The sequence below is a fragment of the Bradyrhizobium sp. Pa8 genome (assembly GCF_052588265.1).
In genome coordinates, this window is the sequence record NZ_CP176767.1 from 244,114 (window position 1) to 265,471 (window position 21,358).

Below are 21,358 nucleotides of genomic sequence, written 5' to 3' on the forward strand. Positions count from 1 at the left end.
ATCGCGCATCTTCAATCGTTTAACGCGCGATTTCGTCAGGAGGGCCGGGTGAACGTCACAATTGCGGGCGCGGCGCGGATACCCGATCCGGGGCCGTTCGTCCTTGTGGAGTGAGGCGGCCCTATGTTAGCCAACCGCCGCGAAATTCAGCCCAAATCGGGTAAGGAGAGACTCTCATGACCAACGGCAACGGCACCCCTCCCGAGGCGGCCCAGGCTGCCCAGCTCAACGTTCTGGCGCAGTATATCAAGGACCTTTCGTTCGAGAATCCGAACGCACCGACCTCGCTCCAGCAGCAGGGCCAGCCGCCCCAGATCAACATCCAGATCAATGTCAGCGCCGCCAATCTCAGCGAAACCGAGTTCGAGGTGACGCTGTCGGTCGAGGGCAAGGCCGAGACCGCCGGTAAGATCATGTTCTCGTTCGAGCTCGCCTATGCCGGCGTGTTCCGCATCACCAACGTACCGAAGGAGAATTTGCATCCGCTGGTCATGATCGAATGCCCGCGTCTGCTGTTCCCGTTCGCCCGCGAGATCATCGCAACCGCCGTGCGCGACGGCGGGTTCCCGCCCCTGATGCTGGATCCGGTCGACTTCGTCGGTCTCTATCGTCAGAACATGGAGCGGCAAATGGCCGCTCAGCAGACGAGCGGTCAGGCCTGACCAGCCGGAGGGGCGGCTGGAGCGGGCAGGAACTCGTTCCAGATCGCCTTGTCGCCGAGCGTAGCGATGAAGGCCCGATGGGCCTCGCGCTCGGCATCGGAAATCCGCGGCGCGAGCGGCACGGTCCGCTGCCGCCGCGGCGCATCGCCAGCCGCATTGACGCGAATGTCCTCGCCTTCCGAAGCGAGGAGCAACTGCGATTGCCGCGCCCCGACCAGATCGACATAAACTTCGGCCAAGAGTTCGGCGTCGAGCAGCGCGCCGTGCTTGGTGCGGTGTGAATTGTCGATCGAATAGCGCGAGCAGAGATCGTCGAGCCGGTTCGACACGCCCGGATGCTTGCGCCGCGCCAAGAGCAGCGTATCGACCAGCCGCTCGCGCGGGATCGCGACGCGTTTGACCTTGTCGAGCTCGGCGTTGATGAAGCCGATGTCGAACGAAGCGTTGTGGATCACCAGCGGCGCATCGCCGATGAACTCCAGAAACGCACCGACAACCTCGTGGAACAGCGGCTTGGTCGACAGGAACTCGGCCGACAGCCCGTGCACCGCAAAGGCTTCCGCCGGCATGTCCCGTTCGGGATTGATATAGACGTGATACGTCTGGCCCGTCGGCATGCGGTTGAAAATCTCGACGCAGCCGATTTCGACCAGGCGATCCCCGCGGAGCGGATCGAGGCCGGTGGTTTCGGTGTCGAGAACGATTTCACGCATGATCTAGGAGGCCGTGTGAGGCAGCGAATCAGGCTCGCCGCTGCGGCATCTTAACGACCTCGGCCAGGATGTGCGTGATTTGGGCGCGCACGGGTTCAAGTCCGTGTGACGTATCCACTACGAAATCGGCCCGCTTGCGCTTCTCGGCATCCGGCGTCTGCTTGGCGATGATCGCGTCGAGCTTGGCCTCGTCCATCGTGCCGCGCTCCAGCACACGCTTGCGCTGGAGTTCCGGCGAGGTCGACACCACGACGACGGCATCGACCCGCTTCTCGCCGCCGGTTTCGAACAGCAGCGGAATATCCAGGACCACGACGGGCGCCTTGGCTGCTTCCGCATCGGCGAAGAATTTTTGCCGGGAGGCGCCGAGCATCGGATGAACGATCTGCTCGAGCTGCTTGATCGCCGCCGGATCATGCACGACGCGCGCGGACAGTTTTGGACGGTCGACCTTGCCGTTCGCGGTGGTGCCGGGAAAGGCGGCCTCGATCGCGGGCGCGGCCTCGCCCTCGTAGAGCTGATGGACGGCAGCGTCGGCGTCGTAGACGGGGACGCCGGCCTCCGCGAACAATTTCGCGGTGGTGGATTTTCCCATCCCGATCGAGCCGGTCAGTCCAAGGATCCGCATCAGCACGCAGCCGTTTCTGTCACTCACACCGCAACTAGCCGTTCGCGCCGCAGGAACGCAAGCAACGGCAGCAGCGGCAGGCCGAGAATGGTGAAATGGTCACCCTCGATGCGCTCGAACAGATGGCTGCCGAGGCCTTCGAGCTGATAGGCGCCGACGCTGGTCGTCACCACATCGCCGGCGGCGTCGAGATAGGCGGAAAGCTCCGTCTCGGTCATCGGCCGCATGGTCATGCGGGCCACCGAAACATCCTCGAAAACGATCTTGGCGTCTCGCGCCACGGCCACCGCGGAATTCAGCGCGTGGCTTTTGCCGGCGAGGTCGAGCAATTGCGCCATCGCCTGTGCGCGGCCTGCAGGCTTGTTGAAGAGACGCTCGCCCAGAGCCAGGGTCTGGTCGGCACCGATCACATAGCTCCCCGGATGACCGGCCGAGACCGCCTTGGCCTTCTCGCGCGCCAGCAGCAGGGCGATGTCATGCGGGCCTGAAAGGTTCGAGGCGGCCTGAATGCCACGCTCGTCGATATCGGCCGTAATCGCCTTGAACTCCAGTCCGGCACTGGCCAGCAGCATCTTTCGCGCGCTGCTCTGCGAGGCCAGTATCAACGGAGTTTCGCCGCGCCAGAGAGACATCGCCTAAACTATTCCGTGGGACGATTGCGCTGGCGATCGCTGTAGAGCTTCATGATCGCCGCGGCGGTTTCCTCGATCGAGCGCCGCGTGACGTCGAGCAGCGGCCAATCGTGCTTGGCGCTCAGCTTGCGCGCGAACGCGACCTCGTCGGCGACCGCCTGCCTGTCGGTATAGGTGTCGCCGCTGGAATCGGCACCCATCGAGAGCAGGCGGTTCTGGCGCACCTGGATCAGGCGTTCCGGCGTCGCATGCAGGCTCACCACCAGCGGCCGCGTCAGAGTCCCAAATTGTGCCGGCACTGGAATGCCCGGAACCAGCGGCACGTTGGCGGTGCGGATGCCGCGATTGGCCAGATAGATCGACGTCGGTGTCTTGGAGGTGCGTGAGACACCGACGAGCACCACGTCGGCATCGTCGAGGCCTTCGACATGCTGGCCGTCGTCGTGGATCATCGTGTAGTTCAGCGCGTCGATGCGCTTGAAATATTCCGCATTGAGGACGTGCTGGGCGCCGACGCGGCCCGTGGTCGCGGCACCGAGATAGGCTTCGAACAACTGCATCACCGGCCCGATGATCGACAGGCTCGGAACGTTGATCTGCTTGCACTTGTCCTCGAGCCTGGAGACCAGATCCTTCTCCAGCAGCGTGAACAGCACGATCCCCGGCGCCTCCTCGATCTCGTCGAGCACGCGGTCGAGCTGCTTCTGGCTGCGCACCAGAGGATAGACATGCTCGACCGGGGTGACGTTGGCGTACTGCGCCGCGACGGCGCGCGCGACGGTGATCAGCGTCTCTCCGGTGGAGTCGGAGACCAGGTGGAGATGGAAATAATTGTTCGAGGTCGGCACAAAAGCCCTTTGTATGGAGGCGGTGTGGTTTGTGGATTTCTGTGGACCTTAACCCCTCGGAAAGGGTTGTGCGACACCAGGGGCGGGACAAGTGCCAATTTTCTTCACACCACTGCCCATCGGAACAAGTTCGGCGCCCTGCCGAGTGGGAAACGGGATTGCGCGGACAACCCCCTTGATAAGCTGCCGACAGAAACGCGCAAGCCTTTGAAGCTGGCCGACTTATCGGAAGCCGCCGGAAGCGTCAGGGACATGTTGATGGATGTGAACAAGCGCGCGTGAACGTGCGGACGGAATTGTGTGAGTCCAATTCACGGTCACATAGACTCAAACCTTAAGAATCTAAGATTCTAGATTTGAGGAAGGCCCTATGGACGGATAAGTGTGCAGGGTGAGACCTTAACGAGTTCTTACTATCCCCAGCGTTCCCTGCGCTGGACAGAAAGCCGGGCGCAGAAAATGTTCGAAGACGTCTATCTCTGGATCAAGGCACTGCATGTGATCGCCGTCATCTCCTGGATGGCGGGCATGCTCTATCTGCCGCGGCTGTTCGTTTATCACTCCGAGGCCGAGATCGGCTCGAAGCAATCGGAAACGTTCAAGGTGATGGAACGCCGGCTGCTCAAGGCGATCATCAACCCCGCCATGATCGTCACATGGCTTGCCGGGCTCTATCTCGCCTGGTCCGGCCACTGGTTCTCGTTCGGCTGGCTGCACGTAAAACTGGCACTGGTCCTGGCGATGTCCGGGGTCCACGGCTTTTTTTCACGCTGGTGCAAGGATTTCGCCGCCGACCGGCGTCCGCATAGCCAGAAATTCTATCGAATTATCAACGAGGTGCCGACTGCTCTGATGATTTTGATCGTCATCATGGTGATCGTGAAGCCGTTCTAGGCAAGGCTTGCGATGAATCGCTCAGCGCTTCGGCTTGCGGAGTGGGGAGCGATTTTCTATATTAGCGATATCCCACCCAACGCAGGCGGATGTGGTTTTGTCTGAGCTTTCCAGAGGCCGGACACCGCATCAGGTTTGAAGCCTTATCGGCACTCACCTTGCCAGACCTGCGGACCTTACCTTCTCACGTCCGCATTTCCGAGCCTCCTCGCACCCCCTCCCAAGGTTACCCCACAGGACCACCCCAATGCGGGAAATTAAACTCCAGGACCTCAAGTCGAAGACGCCGGCCGAGCTCGTCTCGTTCGCGGAAGAGAATGGGGTCGAGAATGCCAGCACCATGCGCAAGCAGGAGCTGTTGTTTGCGATCCTCAAGCAGCTTGCGCTCGCCGAAACCGACATCGTCGGCGAAGGCGTCGTCGAGGTGCTCTCCGATGGCTTCGGCTTCCTCCGCTCGCCCGATGCTAATTATCTGCCGGGCCCGGACGACATCTACGTTTCGCCCTCGCAGATCCGCCGTTTCGGCCTGCGCACCGGCGACACCATCGAAGGCCACATTCGCAGCCCGAAAGAGGGCGAGCGCTATTTCGCGCTGCTGAAGGTCAACACACTCAATTTCGAGGACCCGGAAAAGGCCAAGCACAAGGTCAATTTCGACAACCTCACGCCGCTGTTTCCGAATCAGCGTTTCCGCATGGAAATCGACGATCCGACGCGGAAAGACCTTTCTGCAAGGGTGATCGATATCGTCGCGCCGATCGGCAAGGGCCAGCGCGCGCTGATCGTCGCGCCGCCGCGCACGGGTAAAACCGTGCTGATGCAGAACATCGCGCACTCGATCACGCACAATCATCCGGAATGCTATCTGATTGTGCTTCTGATCGACGAGCGTCCGGAAGAAGTCACGGACATGCAGCGCTCGGTGAAGGGCGAGGTCGTGTCGTCGACCTTCGACGAGCCGGCGGTGCGTCACGTCCAGGTCGCCGAGATGGTGATCGAGAAAGCAAAACGGCTGGTCGAGCATGGTCGCGACGTCGTGATCCTGCTCGATTCGATCACCCGCCTCGGCCGCGCCTACAACACCGTGGTGCCGTCGTCCGGCAAGGTGCTGACCGGCGGCGTCGACGCCAACGCGCTCCAGCGCCCCAAGCGCTTCTTCGGTGCTGCCCGCAACATCGAGGAGGGCGGCTCGCTGACCATCATCGCGACCGCGCTGGTCGATACCGGCAGCCGCATGGACGAAGTCATCTTCGAAGAGTTCAAGGGCACCGGTAACTCGGAACTGATCCTGGACCGCAAGGTCTCGGACAAGCGCACCTTCCCGGCGATCGACATCTCGCGCTCCGGCACCCGCAAGGAGGAGCTCATCACCGATACGCAGGTGCTCAAGAAGATGTACGTGCTGCGCCGGATCCTCAACCCGATGGGCACGATGGACGCGATCGACTTCCTGCTCGACAAGCTGCGCTCGACCAAGAGCAATTCGGAGTTCTTCGACTCGATGAACACCTGAGTGCGATGCAGCATGAGATCAGAGGGCGCCTTCGGGCGCCCTTTTCCTTTTGTGCGGCTTTGCTGCGGGAAGAAGTTCAGCATGACGATGGGAAGAAGGGAAAGTCCGGCTCTCCGGAAGTTGTTGATATATTTACGTAATGGTTGACTTTGGCTGATTAGTCGATGCCTGAGCGCCGCTACTTCTGCAGCAAAATGCTGCGCCGCATATTGCATTGCAATATAGCCGTTGCTGCGGGCCAGAGCGCAGCAAAAAGGGGGCGTCGGCATCGCGAGAACGGGCCGTTTGCCTTTTCCCCGCCAGCCGGACAAATAGGCCATGCATCCGCGAGACCAGACCATCTTTGCGCTGTCGTCCGGCCGTGCGCCGAGCGCGATCGCCGTAGTGCGCGTCTCGGGTCCGCAGGCCAGCCTGGTCCTGACGAGGCTCGCGGGCAAGCCGCCGGCGCCGAGACAGGCGAGCCGCCGGCTGCTCCGCGATGGCGCGGGCCAGCCGATCGACGACGCGGTCGTGCTCTGGTTTCGGGGGCCGGCCAGCGCGACCGGCGAGGACGTCGCCGAATTTCACGTCCACGGCGGCCGCGCGGTGCTGGCGGCACTCCTCGCTGCGATTTCTAGTATTCCGAATACGCGTGCGGCCGAGCCCGGCGAGTTCACGCGGCGTGCGTTTGAGAACGGTAAGCTCGATCTCACCGAAGCCGAAGGCCTCGACGATCTCATCCACGCCGATACCGATCGCCAGCGCCGCCAGGCGCTGCGCCAGTTGCAGGGTCTGCTCGGCGATCGCGCGCGCGACTGGCGCGAGCGCATCATCGAGGCATCGGCGCTGATCGAGGCCGGCATCGATTTTTCCGACGAGGGCGATGTGCCGGCCGAGCTGAGGGCGCCGGCAGTGAAAGCGATCAAAGCGCTGCATGACGAAATCACAAAAGTCCTTGCGGCACAGGGACATTCTGAACGCCTGCGCGACGGCCTGGTCGTCGCGATTGCGGGAGAGCCGAATGTCGGCAAGTCGACGCTGATGAATCAGCTGGCGCGCCGCGAGGTCGCGATCGTCTCGCCGCACGCCGGCACCACGCGCGACGTGATCGAGGTGCAGCTCGATCTCGACGGCTATCCGGTCACGGTGATCGACACGGCTGGCATCCGGGAGACCGACGATCCCGTGGAGCAGGAAGGCGTGCGCCGGGCGCGAGCCCGAGCCGAAGACGCAGACCTCGTGTTGTGGCTGGTGGAGGATGGGCGCGCTGTCGATCCGGGCGCGATGCACTCGCTGGGGAAGTCCGGCGCCAGGCGTGATCAATCGAGCGGCTCGGTCTGGATCGTCCGCAACAAGATCGATCTGGGCGAGGCGGGGCAAGTCGGGCGGCGGGGCGAGTTCGGGATCTCGGCGAGCCGGGGGGACGGGGTTCCCGACCTGATCGAGGCTCTCGTGAAATTCGCCGCCGAGTTTTTCGGGACGACCGAGGGCGCTTTGGTGACCCGCGCCCGCCAGCGAGATCTGTTGCGCCGGGCCTCGGACAGCTTGCGCCGGAGCCTGGAGCTTGTAGAACACGGCGAAGAGCTTGCCGCCGAAGAGCTGCGTGCTGCCGCCTATGCCTTGGGCCGGCTGTTGGGCCGGGTCGACGTCGAGGACGTCCTCGGGGCCATCTTTCAGAAATTCTGCATCGGAAAGTAAGACTAGTTCTTCATTGTAGAACTAGCGCTTGTTCCAATCCTTGCGTTTCACGTGAAACAGCAGTGGGATGGATTCCGATCTGTTTCCCGTGGATGTGTGTTTGCAACCCCCCGGCCTGTTTCACGTGAAACAGCGGGGGCGAGTGGCCCCTTCCGATCTCAGTGTTCGTGCGCACGGTCTGATCGCCTGACGGGCAGTGACAGTTGTGGCCGTCGACCGTCCCCCAATCTCGTCATTGCGAGGAGCCCTTGCGACGAAGCAATCCAGACTGCCTCCACGGAGGGATTCTAGATTGCTTCGCTCCGCTCGCAATGACGGAGCAAGGCCGATCGCAGGTGCCCTCTATCCACGTCGAAAATAGTGGGAGGTCTCTTCAGGGGTCCTTTCCCAGCTAGACCCATCTTGTTTCACATGAAACAGCAGTCCTCTCAATGCCGGTTCTACTGTGCATGGGGTTGTTTTCGCGAAAATGCGCATCCCCCTTGGCCGCCCTGTTTCACGTGAAACAGCCGCCTCACCCAGTTTCTACTTCCGGCTTCTCCGCCTCTGCGATAGAAGTCCGCCCATGCGGACAGAGCGAGAGAGTTTCGACGTCATCGTGATTGGCGGCGGCCACGCCGGCTGTGAAGCCGCGGCTGCTTCCGCCCGGATGGGTGCGACGACCGCTCTGGTGACGCACCGTCTCTCCACCGTCGGCGCAATGTCCTGTAACCCCGCCATTGGCGGTCTGGGCAAAGGCCATCTGGTCCGCGAGGTCGACGCGCTCGATGGTCTGATGGGCCGGGTCGGCGATGCCGGTGGCATCCAGTTCCGCGTTCTCAACCGCCGCAAGGGCCCAGCGGTCCGCGGTCCCCGGGCTCAGGCCGACCGTAAGCTCTATGCCGCAGCCATGCAGGCCGCGATCCGGGACACCGAAGGTCTTTTCGTCATCGAGGGCGAGGCAGACGAGCTGATCGTGGTCGAGGGCCGGGTGACCGGACTACGCCTGGCGGACGGCCGCGAGCTTCTGGCAGGGGCTGTCGTCGTCACCACCGGCACCTTCCTCCGCGGTCTGATCCATCTTGGCGAGAAGAATTGGCCCGCCGGCCGGGTCGGCGAAGCCCCGGCGATAGGTCTTTCGAGCTCCTTTGAGCGTGCCGGCTTCACCCTTGGACGCCTCAAGACCGGCACTCCGCCGCGTCTGGACGGCAACACGATCGACTGGTCAGCGGTCGAGATGCAGCCCGGAGACGAGCCTCCGGAGCCGTTCTCGGCGATGACGGAGCGGATCACGACTCCGCAGATCCAGTGCGGGATCACCCGGACCACGCCCGCGACCCATGAGGTGATCCGGGCCAATGTCCATCGCTCCCCGATGTACTCCGGCCAGATCAAGAGCTCCGGACCGCGCTACTGTCCCTCGATCGAGGACAAGATCGTCCGCTTTGGCGACCGCGACGGCCATCAGATCTTCCTGGAGCCAGAGGGGCTCGACGACAGCACCGTCTATCCCAACGGCATCTCGACCTCGCTGCCGGAGGAGGTCCAGCTCGCGATCCTCGCCAGCATTCCTGGCCTGGAGCAGGTGAAGATGGTCCGTCCGGGCTATGCCATCGAATACGACCATATCGATCCCCGAGAGCTCGATCCGACACTGCAGACGAAGCGTCTGCGTGGTCTCTTCCTGGCTGGGCAGATCAACGGCACCACCGGATACGAGGAAGCTGCCGGGCAGGGTATCGTGGCCGGCCTGAACGCGGCTTTGGCCGCGAGCGGCGCCGCGCTGACCGTGTTCGACCGTGCCGATGGCTATCTCGGCGTGATGATCGACGACCTCGTCACCCGCGGGATCAGCGAACCCTATCGGATGTTCACCTCACGCGCCGAGTACCGGCTCACCCTGCGCGCCGACAATGCCGATCAGCGTCTCACCGAGAAGGGGATTGCGCTCGGATGCGTTGGGAGCGTCCGGACGCAGCATCACCGCGCCAAGATGGACGCCCTGAATGCGGCCAGGGCGCTGTCGAAGTCCCTAACCATCACCCCGAACGAGGCGATCAAGCACGGCCTGTCCTTGAACCGGGACGGCCAGCGCCGTTCGGCGTTCGAGTTGATGGCCTATCCGGACATCGGCTGGAGCCAGGTCCGGACCATCTGGCCGGAGCTGTCGGCCATCGACCCGGTCATTGCCACCCATCTGGAGATCGACGCGAAGTACGACGTCTATCTCGAGCGCCAGAGCGCCGACGTCGAAGCTTTCAGGCGAGACGAGGGGATGGTGCTGTCGGACGTCGATTACCAGCAGGTCCCCGGTCTTTCCAATGAAGTGCGGACCAAGCTTGAGAAGGCGCGGCCGTTCACCGTCGGCCAGGCTGGCCGGATCGACGGCATGACGCCGGCGGCGCTCGGCATCCTCGCGGCCTATCTCCGGCGCGAGGCACGGAAGACCTCAAAGGCGATCGCATAGGCGTTTCACGTGAAACAGCGCGGGCCGGGCGGCAGATCGTCATCAGGGAAACCATCGGCAGGTGAGGGCGCGAGTCGCCGATCCGAGCTGACGCCGATCAAACCGAAGATCGACAAGGCCAGCGCCAACGATCGGTCGCTGGACTCCATCATCGCGGCGGACAAGCTCGCGGCGTTGAAGCTCGCGCCCGTTTCACATGAAACGGAAGCGCGGCTTGACCGCTACATCGCGCTGCTCCGGGAGTGGCAGGCCAAGACCAATCTGGTCGCGCCCTCGACCTTGCCGCAGCTCTGGACCCGGCACATCGCCGACTCGCTCCAGCTCATCGATCTCGCCCCTTCGGCCAAACGCTGGGCCGACCTCGGCAGCGGCGGCGGCTTTCCCGGAATCGTCCTCGCCTGTGCCATGGCCGGGACGCCTGGCGCCAGCGTCCATCTCGTCGAGCGAATCGCCAAGAAGGCGGCCTTTCTGCGCGAAGCAGTCCGCGTCACCACATCTCCGGGGGTCGTACATCTCGCTGAGATCGGGGATAATGTGGATAGAATCACCGGCTCCGTCGATTGCGTCACCGCGCGTGCGCTGGCTCCGCTACATCAACTCATCGGCTTTGCGGAGCCGCTGATGCGCCAGGGCGCAAAGGCGTTACTTCTGAAGGGTCAAGATGTAGAGGCTGAATTGACCGAAGCCGCTAAATATTGGAATATTCAGCTGCAGCTTCACCAAAGCCGTACAGGCGACGGTTGGATCGTCGAACTGATGTCCGTCGAACGGCGCGGCTGAGGCGTTCAGGGGTCGAGTGGGGAATTTGCGATGAGCGTGACTGACGAACCGCAGCAAGAACAGACCGCCCAAGAAGAGACCACCCAGGAACAGGCCGCTGAGGTCCCGCAGGGCCACCCGCGCATTCTGGCGCTGGCAAATCAGAAGGGCGGTGTGGGAAAAACAACCACCGCGATCAATCTTGGCACGGCACTCGCCGCGATCGGCGAGCGCGTCCTGATCGTCGATCTCGATCCGCAGGGCAACGCCTCGACCGGCCTCGGCATCGACCGCCGCAACCGCTCCTGCTCGACCTATGACGTGCTGATCGGTGAAGCCCCTCTGCGTGAAGCCGTCGTGTCGACCGCGGTACCGCGGCTGCACATCGCGCCGTCGACCATGGACCTCTCCGGCCTCGAGCTCGAGCTCGGCACCACGCCCGGGCGCGCGTTCAAGCTGCGCGACGCCATCGGCGCGCTCAACAACAACGTCTCGCCGGACGCGGATTACACCTACGTGCTGATCGACTGCCCGCCCTCGCTCAACCTGCTCACGGTGAACGCGATGGCCGCCTCCGATGCGATCCTGGTGCCGCTCCAGTGCGAGTTCTTCGCGCTCGAAGGTCTGTCGCAACTGCTCCAGACGGTGGAGCAGGTGCGCTCGACGCTCAATCCGAACCTGTCGATCCACGGCATCGTGCTGACCATGTTCGACTCGCGCAACAACCTCTCGAACCAGGTCGTCGCCGACGTCCGCCAGTTCATGGGCGAGAAGGTCTACAAGACCATGATCCCGCGCAACGTGCGCATCTCGGAGGCGCCGTCCTACGGCAAGCCGGTCCTGGTCTACGATCTCAAATGCGTCGGCAGCGAAGCTTATCTGCGGCTCGCCACCGAAGTGATCCAGCGCGAACGCGAGCTGCGCGTCGCGCACTGACGATGCCGTAGGGTGGGCAAAGGCGTCTTCGCCGTGCCCACCATCTTCCGCACACAACTGGTGGGCACGCTTCGCTTTGCCCACCCTACGATAATTCAGTTCTGGAGTGCTGCACCGTGAATCCAAGGGAGCTGGCGATGGCTGACGAAGCGCGTTCGCGACTGGGCCGGGGTCTTGCGAGTCTGATCGGCGATGTCGGCGGCGAGGCTCAGCATGTCGATCGTCCGCGCGCACAGCGCAAGGTGCCGATCGAATTCATCAAGCCCAATCCGCGCAACCCGCGCCGCGCCTTTTCGGAAACGGAGCTCAAGGAGCTCTCCGATTCGATCAGGCAGCACGGCGTGATCCAGCCGATCGTCGTGCGTCCGGTGAAGGGCGCGCAGGATCGCTTCGAGATCATCGCCGGCGAACGGCGCTGGCGCGCGTCGCAGATGGCCGGCCTGCACGAGGTGCCGATCGTCCCCGTCGACATCAGCGACAGCGATGCGCTGGAGTTCGCGATCGTCGAGAACGTGCAGCGCGAAGACCTCAACCCGATGGAAGAGGCGCTCGGCTATCACGCGCTCGCCAACGAGTTCAAACGCAGCCAGGACGACATCGCAAAGGTCGTCGGCAAGAGCCGCAGCCACATCGCCAACATGATGCGGCTGACGAAGCTGCCGGCCGAAGTGCAGGCCTTGATCACGAGCGGCGAGCTGACCGCCGGCCACGCCCGCGCGCTGATCGGCGTGCCCGATCCGGTCGCATCAGCCAGGCGCATTGTCGCGGAAGGCCTCAACGTCCGCCAGGCCGAGGCGCTCGCGCATGAAGAGGGTGTGCCGGAGCGCAAGCCGCAGAGGGCGCGCAGCACTGGGGGCAAGGAAAAAGACCCCGATACGATCGATCTCGAAAAGCGCGTCAGCGATGCGCTTGGTCTCAAGGTCACAGTCAATCACCGCGACCCCGGCGGCTCCGTCCAGATCAACTACCGCAATCTCGATCAGCTCGACGAGGTGATGAAGCGGCTGGCGAAGGGCGCGCTGTAGACCTAGAGCGTTTCACATTTTGACTGAAGCATAACCGGCGTTGGCGAAGTAGTTGGCGCATTCGCGAGGCTGGATGTCGTGGACGAGGTGACCGATGTGGCGCCAAGTGTCCTCGATGGTGCGCTTCTGAGCTTGCCGCATCCAGTGTTTGATCTTGGAGAAGGCCTGTTCGATCGGGTTGAGGTCGGGCGAGTATGGCGGCAGGTACCAGAGCCTGGCGCCAGCAGCCTGGATCATCTGCCTGACAGCTTTCGACTTGTGGCTTCCGAGATTGTCGAGAATGACGATGTCGCCTTCGCGCAGGGTTGGCAGGAGAAGGTGCTTCACATAAGCGCGGAAGCATTCGCCGTTGATCGGGCCGTCGAAGACGCAGGGTGCCGTGAGTTGGTCATGACGGAGCGCGCCGAGGAATGTGAGGGTACGCCAGTGACCGTGTGGGGCGAAGCCGCGCAGGCGTGCCCCTTTGGGGCCCCAGCCCCGCAAAGGGGCCATGTTGGTCTTGATCCAGGTCTCATCGATGAAGACGAGCCGGCCCGGATCAAGTCCGGCCTGCCAGGATCGCCAACGCTGGCGCCTACGAGAGACGTCGGCGCGAGCCTGTTCGAGGGCGAACAGTGTTTTTTTTGAACCGCAGCCCTTCCCGACGCAGGAACAGCCAGACCGCGTTGTGTGAGACCTTGACCCCACGGGTTGCCAGTTCCGCCTTCAGACCATGCAGCGTCAGGTGCGGCGTCTGAGTGATCCGCTCGACGATGAAGGCGCGGTGCGGATCAAGCACAGGCTTGCGGTGACCGCCCATCTTGCCAGGCACAACCGAGCCGGTCGCCCGCTGCCGCTGTGACCACTTCACAACCGACGAGACCGCAACACCAAACCGTTCCGCCACAGACCGGCAGCTCTCGCCCGCCAAAACCGACGCCACCACACGCTCGCGAAGATCCAGGGAAAGAGGTCGGGTCATGCGATGCTGGCCTCCAATCCAGTCAGCATCTTGAATCACAATCCGCCAAAAACCGGAATCCCCTCCGATTCCATTAAGCAATGAAAGGCTCTAGCCCTCAGTGTCGTCCCCGCGAACGCGGGGACCCATACCGCGTGATCTCTCGATTGGATCTGGTCGCAGTACCGGACTGCGGGTCTTCGCCAAACTTCTCCCTGGGGTATGGGTCCCCGCGTTCGCGGGGACGACACCGGGTATTTGGCGCGCATCTGTTTCCACATCGTCATTGCGAGCGAAGCGAAGCAATCCAGAACCTTTCCGCGGAGGGACTCTGGATTGCTTCGTCGCTTGCGCTCCTCGCAATGACGTGGAGAGAGCGTGCCTCAGCCCCGCCGCTTCGCATTCGCCGCAATGGCCATCAGCGTGCGCTGAGCGATGGCGGCGGCAAGCGTGGATTGCTTGCGGGTGTCGAGCGCGGCGGTCGCGAGCTGCTCGATGATTGCGGCGAGCCGCGCTACGCTGAAATTGCGCAGCGCCGTTTCCACCGCCGGCTTTCGCGAAAAGTGCAGGCGCGGATAGCCGCCCTCGAGCACGGCGGAGGCAGGCTGGCCATCGGCGATCGCGAGCGCAGATTTGTGCAGCCACGCGGCCTGGCGCTGCGCGGCGGAGATGATCACGCCGGGATAGGTGCCGGCGATCATGGCCTTAGCAAATTCGGTCTCGACGATGTCGGGCCGGCCGGCGAAGGCGCCGTCGACGATGGGGTCGAGTTTCAGCTCGGACGCATCGGCAACGACGGACAGCACGTCATCCAGCGTGATCTCGCCCTTGCCATGCGCATAGAGCGTCAACTTGCGCAGCTCATTGCGCGAGGCCTGGCGGTCGCCGCCGAGGAATGACATCAGCGCCGCGCGGGCATCCTGCGCGATGCGCAGATTGGCGATGCGGAGCTCGTCGTCCATCAGCTTGGCAAGGTCGCGCTCGGTGTCGGGATAGCAGCCGATCGCCACGGCCGTCTTGGCGCGCTCGCAGGCCTTGCGCAGGGGCGATTCCGGGCGCAGCTCGCCGGCCTCGATCACGATGCGGCAATCCTTCACGCTCATCTCCGCCAGCGTATCGATACCGCTGGCAAAGCTGCGCGAGCCGGCGCGGACGCGGATGGCGCGGCGGCCGCCGAACAACGGCACCGTCATGGCTTCATCGACGAGCCGCGACGGCTCGGCGGAGAGTTCGTCGCCGTCCAGCTTGACGAGGGAGAAGGGATCGTTGGGGTCGTCGACGGCTGAGGCAATCAGTGCATCGGCGCGCTCGCGCACGAGGCCGGCATCGGGACCGTAGAGCAGGATGATCGGTCGGCCCCCGTCGGGACGGGCGAGGAAGGCGTCGATCTCTTTTCCGCGCAGCGCGACCATCGGGCCCAACTGTCATTCCGGGGCGCGCGAAGCGCGAACCCGGAAATCTCGATCAATAATCTCTGGATTCCGGATCCCGCCCTGCGGGCACTCCGGAATGACGGGGATGACTTAAGTGCCGGCGGTGAAGAACGAGGCGAGGCGAGTGTTGATGTTCTCGGCGATCTCGTTGGCGGCACGATCCTCGGCATCGCGCAAGGCCCGGTTGCGGGCAAAGCGCTGGTAGGAGCCGGGCATGTCATAGGACACGCGCGCGAACGTCGTGCCGGTCATGACCGACTTTCCGCTGACGACCTCGATCAAATTGTACTGGGCGTCGATGCCGTAGTTTTCACTGTTCGGCAGGCCGGTATTGGGATCGACGATCAGCGACGTTTTGCTGCTCGCGAAGCGAATCTCCAGGCGATGGGTCGGCGGCATGCCCGTGGCGCTGCCGTAGAGCTTGAAGGCCAGGGCGTTGCGGACCTCGACGCCGACGCGAGCCTCGCGGGAGGCATTGGCCTTGTTGATCGGCGGAAGGTCGACCCCCATCAGCTTTTCGCGCAGGCCGGGCGTGCCGTCGGTACGCTCGGCGTACATCGGCTGGAAGCAGCCAGCCGTCAGAGCCGCCAATGCGGCGACCGCCAGCAAGCGGGCTGCGATGCGGATCCTAGCCGACAACATTCACGATCCTCTTGGGGACGATGATCACCTTGCGGACGGGCTTGCCGTCCAGGGCCAGTTTTACCGCATCGAGGGCCAAAACGGCAGTCTCGATTTCCGGATTCTGGGCCGCTGTTGCAACTGTGACCTCACCCCGCTTCTTGCCATTGACCTGGACCACTAGGGTCACGCTGTCTTCAACCAACAAATCGCGTTCGATTTGGGGCCAATCGGCCTCGGAAACCAGCCCGCTATGGCCCAGAACCTGCCAACACTCCTCGGCCAGATGCGGCATCATCGGGGAGAACAGCTGAACCAGGATCTGGCTGGCCTCCCGGACCGCCCAGGCGAGGTCAGGCGCGGGTTGGCCGGGGTGCTGGAGCACCTCCGAGAACGCATTGGCGAATTCGCGGATATGGGCAAGGCAGACATTGAAGTGCAGCCGCTCGATGCCGGTGGTGACCTTGTCCAGCGCACCATGGGCGGCCTTGCGCAAGGCGGTCGCATCCAGGCCGAACGAGCCCGGACGATCCGCCGGCGCGGCCTGGCCGAGTTCCACTGCATCGTTCACCAGCCGCCACAGCCGCTGCACGAAGCGCGAGGCGCCCTGGACGCGCTCGTCGCTCCAGATCACGTCGCGGTCGGGCGGGGAGTCCGACAGCATGAACCAGCGGGCGACGTCGGCGCCGTAGGTCTCGATGATGTCGTCGGGGTCGACCGTGTTCTTCTTCGACTTCGACATCTTCTCGATCGGACCGATCTGGATGTCTTCGCCTGACGTCAGCAGCGTCGCGCGCCGGCCGTTGCCACCGACCTCGATCTTCACCTCTGCCGGCTGCACATAGGTGCCGTCGGCCTTCTGGTAGGTCTCGTGCACCACCATGCCCTGGGTGAACATGCCCGCGAACGGCTCGTCCAGCGCGATGTGCCCGGTCGCCTTCATCGCGCGGGTGAAGAAGCGGCTGTAAAGCAGATGCAAGATCGCGTGCTCGACGCCGCCGATATATTGGTCGACCGGCAGCATCCGGTTGGCGACAGCTGGCGTGGTCGGCGCGTTCTCGTTCCAGGGATCGGTGAAGCGCGCAAAATACCAGGACGAATCCACGAAGGTGTCCATGGTGTCGGTTTCGCGCTGGGCCTTGCCACCGCATTTGGGGCAGGTGACGTGCTTCCAGGTCGGGTGATGGTCGAGCGCGTTGCCCGGTCTGTCGAAGGTCGCGTCATCAGGCAGCGTCACCGGCAGGTCGGCGTCCGGCACCGGCACCACATCGCACTTTGGACAATGGATGACCGGAATCGGGCAGCCCCAATAGCGCTGCCGTGAAATACCCCAGTCGCGCAGGCGGAAATTGACCTGACGCTCGCCGACCGGCGCGTTGCCGCGCAGCTCGCCCTCCAGCCGCTTTGCGACCTCGTCCTTGGCCTGCTCGATGGTCATGCCGTCGAGGAAGCGCGAATTGATCATGCGGCCGTCACCGTCATAGGCGGTGTCGGTGATGACGAATGTCTGGGGATCCTGGCCCTCGGGGCACACCACCGGCGTGTTGCCGAGATTGTACTTGTTGACGAAGTCGAGGTCGCGCTGGTCGTGCGCGGGGCAGCCGAAGATCGCGCCCGTGCCGTATTCCATCAGCACGAAGTTGGCGACATAGACCGGCAGCTTCCAGCTCGGATCGAACGGGTGCACCGCGCGGATGCCGGTGTCAAAACCCTGCTTTTCCGCGGTGTCGATGATCTCTTGCGCGGTGCCGATCTTCTTGATGTCGGCAATGAACTGGGCAAGCTTCGGGTTCTTCGCGGCTGCTGCTTGAGCCAGCGGATGATCCGACGAGATCGCCATGAATTTGGCGCCGAACAGGGTGTCCGGGCGCGTCGTAAAGATCTTCAGCTCGCTCTCGCCGGCGGGCGTCGTCGCCTGATCCAGCGCGAAGCGGACCAGCAGGCCCTCGGAGCGGCCGATCCAGTTGCGCTGCATCAGTCGCACCTTGTCGGGCCAGCGGTCGAGCCCGTCCAGCGCCGACAGCAATTCCTGCGAGTACTTCGTGATCTTGAAGACCCACTGGCTCATCTCGCGCTGCTCGACGATCGCACCCGAGCGCCAGCCGCGCCCATCGATCACCTGCTCGTTGGCGAGCACGGTCATGTCGACCGGATCCCAGTTGAGCTTGCGCTTCTCACGCTCGGCCAGGCCGGCGGCGAGCATGTCCAAAAACATCTTCTGCTGATGCTTGTAGTAGCTGGGGTCGCAGGTCGCGAATTCGCGCGACCAGTCCAGCGACAGCCCGATCGAGCGGAGCTGCTTCTTCATCGCGGCAATGTTGTCGTAGGTCCAGGCCTTCGGCGCGACCTTGCGCTCGATGGCGGCGTTCTCGGCCGGCAAGCCGAACGCGTCCCAGCCCATCGGGTGCAGGACGTTGAACCCCTTGGCGCGCATGAAGCGGGCCAGCACGTCGCCGAGCGTGTAGTTGCGGACATGGCCGATATGGATGCGCCCGGACGGGTACGGGAACATCTCCAGCACGTAGTATTTCGGCCGCGAGTCGTCGTTCTTGGAGACGAAGATCGCCTGCTGGTCCCAGGCGGCTTGCCAGCGCGGTTCGGCGTCGCGGGCGTTGTAGCGTTCGGAGGTCATGGAATCGTTGGGTTTTCGTGGATTCGGCCGTCTAAAGACGGCGGACTAGGCCATAGAAGTCCTTAGGGGGTCAATGGGTTGCCGCTGGCGGCCGCCCCCCGCAAGGCTGCTCCGCTAAAGTACGGACGGCCCATTGGGATCGGATTAAGGGGGCGGTGCGAGGTTGGCCGCCGACAGCACCCCGCCAGGCGATGGAAACAGGCTTCGACGATCTCGATTACGACTATGCCGCGTCCGTCGCCGGACGGGCGGTGCGGAGCATGGCCGAGCAGCGGATTCCGCCGACGCCGACCAATTTTGCCGTCTGGTTCCACTATTTCGCAGGCAGCCAAGACGACCTGCGCAATGCCATCGATCTCCTGATCGACCACAGCCGTCCCTTCGACGCCAGGACCAACCAGGATCTCTTCGAGACCTATGTCGCGCCCCGGGCCGGTACCGTCGCCTCCGAGACGTCCGATCGGCTGCATGCCCTCATGGGGGCGGCGAAGGAGTTTCTGGCGACGGCCATGGCCGACAATCGTTCCCAGATGCAGGCGATAAGCGAGGTCGCTGATCAGGGCAGGGCCGGCGTCGATCCGAAGGCGCTGGTCGCCCAGCTCATGAGTGAGCTGGCGCGGGCCGCCACGAGGGCGACCCGGCTCGAGGCCGGTTTTGCGGAAAAGACCCGCGAGCTCGACGTGATCCGCGACTCGCTCTCCAAGTCCGAGGAGCGCGCCCGGACCGATACGCTGACGGGGCTGGCAAACCGGCGGGCGCTCGATGAATTCCTGCGCAAGGCGCAGACGACCGCGGATTGGGGCGAGCCGCTCGGCGTGCTGATGCTCGACATCGACCACTTCAAGACCTTCAACGACAATTTCGGCCATGGCGTCGGCGACCAGGTGCTGCGCCTGATTGCGAAAGTGCTGCGCGAAAAAGTTCGCGAGCAGGATCTGTCGGCCCGCTATGGCGGCGAGGAGCTGATTGCCGTGCTGCCGGATGCCGATCTCGCCACTTGCGCCGAGATCGCCGAGCGCATCAGGCGCGCGATCGCCGAATGCACGATAACGCGCCGCTCGACCGGCGAGACCCTGCCCAACATCAGCGTGTCGATCGGCGTGGCGCAGTACCGGGCCGGCGAGGCGATCACCGATCTCATCGAGCGCTGCGACCGCGTGCTCTATCTCGCCAAGGGCGGCGGCCGCAATCGCGTGGTGACGGAGGTCGAACTCGATCGCGCTACGGCTGCGGGCTAGGCGCTCGCCGCCAGCATCATGTCGGCCGCGCCGTTCTCGATCATTTGGATGCCGTGCTCCATGACATTGTTGCGGCCGCGGTGTTTTGCGGCGTAGAGCGCGGCGTCGGCGGCTTCGATGAGATCGCCGGGGCGCAGCGCCTCGTTCGGCTTCGTTGCGGCAACGCCGATCGAGACGGTGACGATCATGTGGGCGGAGGTGATGTGCGGCAGGCACAGCTTCAGCACGGCTGCGCGCACCTGCTCGCCGATCTCGACGGCGCGGTTCACATCGGTGTTCGGCAGCAGCAGGCAGAACTCCTCGCCGCCATAGCGGGCCGCAAAGCCCATCGTGTCGGCGGCGATGCCGGACAAGGATTCGCCGAGCCGGGTCAGGCAGGAATCGCCTTCGAGATGGCCATAGGTGTCGTTGAACAGCTTGAAGTGATCGACGTCGATCATCAGCAGTGCGAGCTCACTGCCATATTGCTGCGCGCGCATCCATTCGAAGTCGAGCCGGCTCTGGAAGCCGCGGCGATTGGCCAGCCCCGACAGCATGTCGATCGAGGCCATCACGGTCAGGCGGTCGTTGCTCGCGATCAGCTCGCGCTCGCGCTGGCTGAGCTGCGCGGCCATCGCGTTGAAGGCGCGGGCCAGCGGCACGAACTCGGCCGGCAGACGGTTGCGCGCGGCGCGGGCCGAGAGGTCACCCTCGCCGAGGCGTTTGGCCATGTCGGCCAGCATCTCGATCGGCTTGATCACGAGCTTCTCGGCGGCGATCAGTGCGCCGAGCAGGACGAACAGAACAACGAACGCGAGCTGGAGATAGGCGGTGCGGATGTCGCGGCTGACCGCCGCGGACACCTTGTCCTCGTCGATGCTGGCAATCAGGCGGGCGTTGGTGCCGGCGATGCGGATATAGCTCACCGCGCGGCGGGAGCCGTCGGCGGCAAGGAAAGAGAGTGACCCCTCGTCCTGGTCCGACCGCAGCGCCCTGTCGGCGATCGCCGACATCAGCGGCATGTTGTCGAGCGGACGGCCGATCGCGCTGTGCTGGTCAGCCGGTGCAGCGAGCACGGTGCCGGCGCTGTCGACCAGCACGGCGGTGATACCGGCACGACCGCCGAGATTGCTCATGACCTTCGACATCCAGTCGAGGTTCACGGTGGCGAGCACGACGGCATCCGCCACACCGCTGAAGGCCGACACCGGATAAACCGCCATGACGGTCGGCGACGGCACGGGCCGCGACAGGATGAAGTCGCTCAGCACGAAGCGGCCGGTTTCCTGCGCCTGCTGGAAGTATGGCCGGTCGCTGAGGTCGAGGCCGACATACATGTTGTTGGTGGCGCACTGGATGCGTCCGTCCTGGCCGGCGATCAACAGCGTGCGGATCCAGGGAAGGTTCGACGGCAGGCTCGCGCGCAGCACGTCGCAGCTCTTGCTGATGCCGCCGGCGGAGGCGCGGATGAAGGCCTCCGATTTCAGGATGGTTTCGACCGACGAGATCACTTCGCGCTGCGCATCGGCGCTGTGTCTTGCAATGGTGGTGAATTCGGTCGCGGCCTGCGCGATCTGCCGCGCGCGCGTGTCCTCGAGCGAACGGATGCGCTCGAACATCAAAGGCGTCACCAGAATCACCGCGAGCAATGCAAGCCGTGCCCGGATTCCGAGAACCTGCTTGAGTTTCACTCGTTTGCGGTTGAAACTGACGTTTGCCATCTTCGCTGCCCACCCCATCGGCCAAGGTAAAGCGAAGGGTTCAAAAACTCTTTCTTGAACT

Annotated in this window: 18 protein-coding genes; 9 read left to right on the top strand and 9 right to left on the bottom strand. The window is 63.8% G+C overall.

Annotation, left to right across the window (positions count from 1 at the left end; all coding sequences use genetic code 11):
* Positions 1–176 precede the first annotated feature (176 nt).
* Positions 177–662, top strand: coding sequence for a protein-export chaperone SecB (gene secB, locus ACKWRH_RS01085; RefSeq protein ID WP_445218972.1), 486 nt, complete (start codon positions 177–179; stop codon positions 660–662).
* Here secB and dnaQ read toward each other — a convergent pair.
* Genes dnaQ through ACKWRH_RS01105 form a run of 4 tightly spaced genes read right to left on the bottom strand, consistent with a single transcriptional unit; the run spans position 653 to position 3,483 of the window.
* On the bottom strand, positions 653–1,375 hold the full coding sequence (gene dnaQ / locus ACKWRH_RS01090) for a DNA polymerase III subunit epsilon (protein WP_445218973.1): 723 nt from the start codon (positions 1,373–1,375) through the stop codon (positions 653–655). The two genes, secB and dnaQ, sit on opposite strands and share 10 nt — an antisense overlap.
* A 28-nt stretch (positions 1,376–1,403) precedes the next feature.
* A complete protein-coding gene (gene coaE, locus ACKWRH_RS01095; RefSeq protein ID WP_028150168.1) occupies positions 1,404–2,003 on the bottom strand; it encodes a dephospho-CoA kinase in 600 nt (199 codons plus the stop codon).
* A 23-nt stretch (positions 2,004–2,026) separates the two neighbouring features.
* Entirely contained in the window at positions 2,027–2,635 is a 609-nt protein-coding gene (locus ACKWRH_RS01100) for a Maf family protein (RefSeq protein WP_445218974.1), read from the bottom strand.
* An 8-nt stretch (positions 2,636–2,643) separates the two neighbouring features.
* Positions 2,644–3,483 carry a pyruvate, water dikinase regulatory protein gene (locus ACKWRH_RS01105; protein WP_445218975.1) on the bottom strand — a complete coding sequence of 280 codons (840 nt, stop codon included), beginning with the start codon at positions 3,481–3,483 and terminating at the stop codon, positions 2,644–2,646.
* Positions 3,484–3,942: 459 nt separating this feature from the next.
* Between ACKWRH_RS01105 and hemJ the strand changes: the two genes are divergently transcribed.
* From hemJ to ACKWRH_RS01140, 7 genes are all read left to right on the top strand, one after another.
* Entirely contained in the window at positions 3,943–4,377 is a 435-nt protein-coding gene (gene hemJ, locus ACKWRH_RS01110; protein ID WP_445218976.1) for a protoporphyrinogen oxidase HemJ, read from the top strand.
* A gap of 247 nt (positions 4,378–4,624) precedes the next feature.
* On the top strand, positions 4,625–5,890 hold the full coding sequence (gene rho / locus ACKWRH_RS01115; RefSeq protein WP_014490793.1) for a transcription termination factor Rho: 1,266 nt from the start codon (positions 4,625–4,627) through the stop codon (positions 5,888–5,890).
* A 318-nt stretch (positions 5,891–6,208) separates the two neighbouring features.
* Positions 6,209–7,567 (top strand): tRNA uridine-5-carboxymethylaminomethyl(34) synthesis GTPase MnmE, encoded by a 1,359-nt coding sequence (gene mnmE, locus ACKWRH_RS01120; protein WP_445218977.1) that lies wholly within the window; start codon positions 6,209–6,211, stop codon positions 7,565–7,567.
* A 565-nt stretch (positions 7,568–8,132) separates the two neighbouring features.
* A complete protein-coding gene (gene mnmG, locus ACKWRH_RS01125) occupies positions 8,133–10,013 on the top strand; it encodes a tRNA uridine-5-carboxymethylaminomethyl(34) synthesis enzyme MnmG (RefSeq protein WP_445218978.1) in 1,881 nt (626 codons plus the stop codon).
* A gap of 96 nt (positions 10,014–10,109) precedes the next feature.
* On the top strand, positions 10,110–10,793 hold the full coding sequence (rsmG, locus tag ACKWRH_RS01130) for a 16S rRNA (guanine(527)-N(7))-methyltransferase RsmG (RefSeq protein WP_445222599.1): 684 nt from the start codon (positions 10,110–10,112) through the stop codon (positions 10,791–10,793).
* A gap of 30 nt (positions 10,794–10,823) precedes the next feature.
* Complete coding sequence (locus ACKWRH_RS01135; protein WP_212484911.1) at positions 10,824–11,708, top strand: ParA family protein; 885 nt, start codon at positions 10,824–10,826, stop codon at positions 11,706–11,708.
* Positions 11,709–11,845: 137 nt separating this feature from the next.
* On the top strand, positions 11,846–12,733 hold the full coding sequence (locus ACKWRH_RS01140; protein WP_445218979.1) for a ParB/RepB/Spo0J family partition protein: 888 nt from the start codon (positions 11,846–11,848) through the stop codon (positions 12,731–12,733).
* A gap of 12 nt (positions 12,734–12,745) precedes the next feature.
* Here the strand turns inward: ACKWRH_RS01140 and ACKWRH_RS01145 are convergent.
* From ACKWRH_RS01145 to leuS, 4 genes are all read right to left on the bottom strand, one after another.
* Positions 12,746–13,694 (bottom strand): IS630 family transposase gene (locus tag ACKWRH_RS01145; protein WP_445215585.1). Its coding sequence is split into 2 segments (ribosomal slippage): positions 12,746–13,357 and positions 13,359–13,694, totalling 948 coding nucleotides; the frame shifts between segments, so codons are not numbered across the junction.
* 362 nt (positions 13,695–14,056) lie between these two features.
* Positions 14,057–15,085, bottom strand: coding sequence for a DNA polymerase III subunit delta (gene holA / locus ACKWRH_RS01150; protein ID WP_445222600.1), 1,029 nt, complete (start codon positions 15,083–15,085; stop codon positions 14,057–14,059).
* A 111-nt stretch (positions 15,086–15,196) separates the two neighbouring features.
* A complete protein-coding gene (lptE, locus tag ACKWRH_RS01155) occupies positions 15,197–15,748 on the bottom strand; it encodes an LPS assembly lipoprotein LptE (protein ID WP_445218980.1) in 552 nt (183 codons plus the stop codon).
* Positions 15,735–18,359 carry a leucine--tRNA ligase gene (gene leuS / locus ACKWRH_RS01160; RefSeq protein WP_445218981.1) on the bottom strand — a complete coding sequence of 875 codons (2,625 nt, stop codon included), beginning with the start codon at positions 18,357–18,359 and terminating at the stop codon, positions 15,735–15,737. Before leuS ends, lptE begins: the two co-directional genes overlap by 14 nt.
* Before the next feature lie 191 nt (positions 18,360–18,550).
* Between leuS and ACKWRH_RS01165 the strand changes: the two genes are divergently transcribed.
* Positions 18,551–19,597, top strand: a complete 1,047-nt coding sequence (locus ACKWRH_RS01165; RefSeq protein WP_445218982.1) for a GGDEF domain-containing protein — start codon at positions 18,551–18,553, stop codon at positions 19,595–19,597.
* On the opposite strand, the gene ACKWRH_RS01170 is transcribed toward ACKWRH_RS01165, so the two are convergent.
* Complete coding sequence (locus ACKWRH_RS01170; RefSeq protein WP_445218983.1) at positions 19,594–21,297, bottom strand: diguanylate cyclase domain-containing protein; 1,704 nt, start codon at positions 21,295–21,297, stop codon at positions 19,594–19,596. The genes ACKWRH_RS01165 and ACKWRH_RS01170 overlap by 4 nt on opposite strands.
* Positions 21,298–21,358: the final 61 nt, after the last annotated feature.

What these genes read in the sequence shown, in the direction of transcription:
- secB (WP_445218972.1), top strand. Translation starts at nt 177, where the DNA reads ATGACCAACGGCAACGGCACCCCTCCCGAGGCGGCCCAGGCTGCCCAG.
- dnaQ (WP_445218973.1), bottom strand. Translation starts at nt 1,375, where the DNA reads ATGCGTGAAATCGTTCTCGACACCGAAACCACCGGCCTCGATCCGCTC.
- coaE (WP_028150168.1), bottom strand. Translation starts at nt 2,003, where the DNA reads ATGCGGATCCTTGGACTGACCGGCTCGATCGGGATGGGAAAATCCACC.
- ACKWRH_RS01100 (WP_445218974.1), bottom strand. Translation starts at nt 2,635, where the DNA reads ATGTCTCTCTGGCGCGGCGAAACTCCGTTGATACTGGCCTCGCAGAGC.
- hemJ (WP_445218976.1), top strand. Translation starts at nt 3,943, where the DNA reads ATGTTCGAAGACGTCTATCTCTGGATCAAGGCACTGCATGTGATCGCC.
- rho (WP_014490793.1), top strand. Translation starts at nt 4,625, where the DNA reads ATGCGGGAAATTAAACTCCAGGACCTCAAGTCGAAGACGCCGGCCGAG.
- mnmE (WP_445218977.1), top strand. Translation starts at nt 6,209, where the DNA reads ATGCATCCGCGAGACCAGACCATCTTTGCGCTGTCGTCCGGCCGTGCG.
- mnmG (WP_445218978.1), top strand. Translation starts at nt 8,133, where the DNA reads ATGCGGACAGAGCGAGAGAGTTTCGACGTCATCGTGATTGGCGGCGGC.
- ACKWRH_RS01135 (WP_212484911.1), top strand. Translation starts at nt 10,824, where the DNA reads ATGAGCGTGACTGACGAACCGCAGCAAGAACAGACCGCCCAAGAAGAG.
- ACKWRH_RS01140 (WP_445218979.1), top strand. Translation starts at nt 11,846, where the DNA reads ATGGCTGACGAAGCGCGTTCGCGACTGGGCCGGGGTCTTGCGAGTCTG.
- holA (WP_445222600.1), bottom strand. Translation starts at nt 15,085, where the DNA reads ATGGTCGCGCTGCGCGGAAAAGAGATCGACGCCTTCCTCGCCCGTCCC.
- lptE (WP_445218980.1), bottom strand. Translation starts at nt 15,748, where the DNA reads ATGTTGTCGGCTAGGATCCGCATCGCAGCCCGCTTGCTGGCGGTCGCC.
- leuS (WP_445218981.1), bottom strand. Translation starts at nt 18,359, where the DNA reads ATGACCTCCGAACGCTACAACGCCCGCGACGCCGAACCGCGCTGGCAA.
- ACKWRH_RS01165 (WP_445218982.1), top strand. Translation starts at nt 18,551, where the DNA reads ATGGAAACAGGCTTCGACGATCTCGATTACGACTATGCCGCGTCCGTC.
- ACKWRH_RS01170 (WP_445218983.1), bottom strand. Translation starts at nt 21,297, where the DNA reads ATGGCAAACGTCAGTTTCAACCGCAAACGAGTGAAACTCAAGCAGGTT.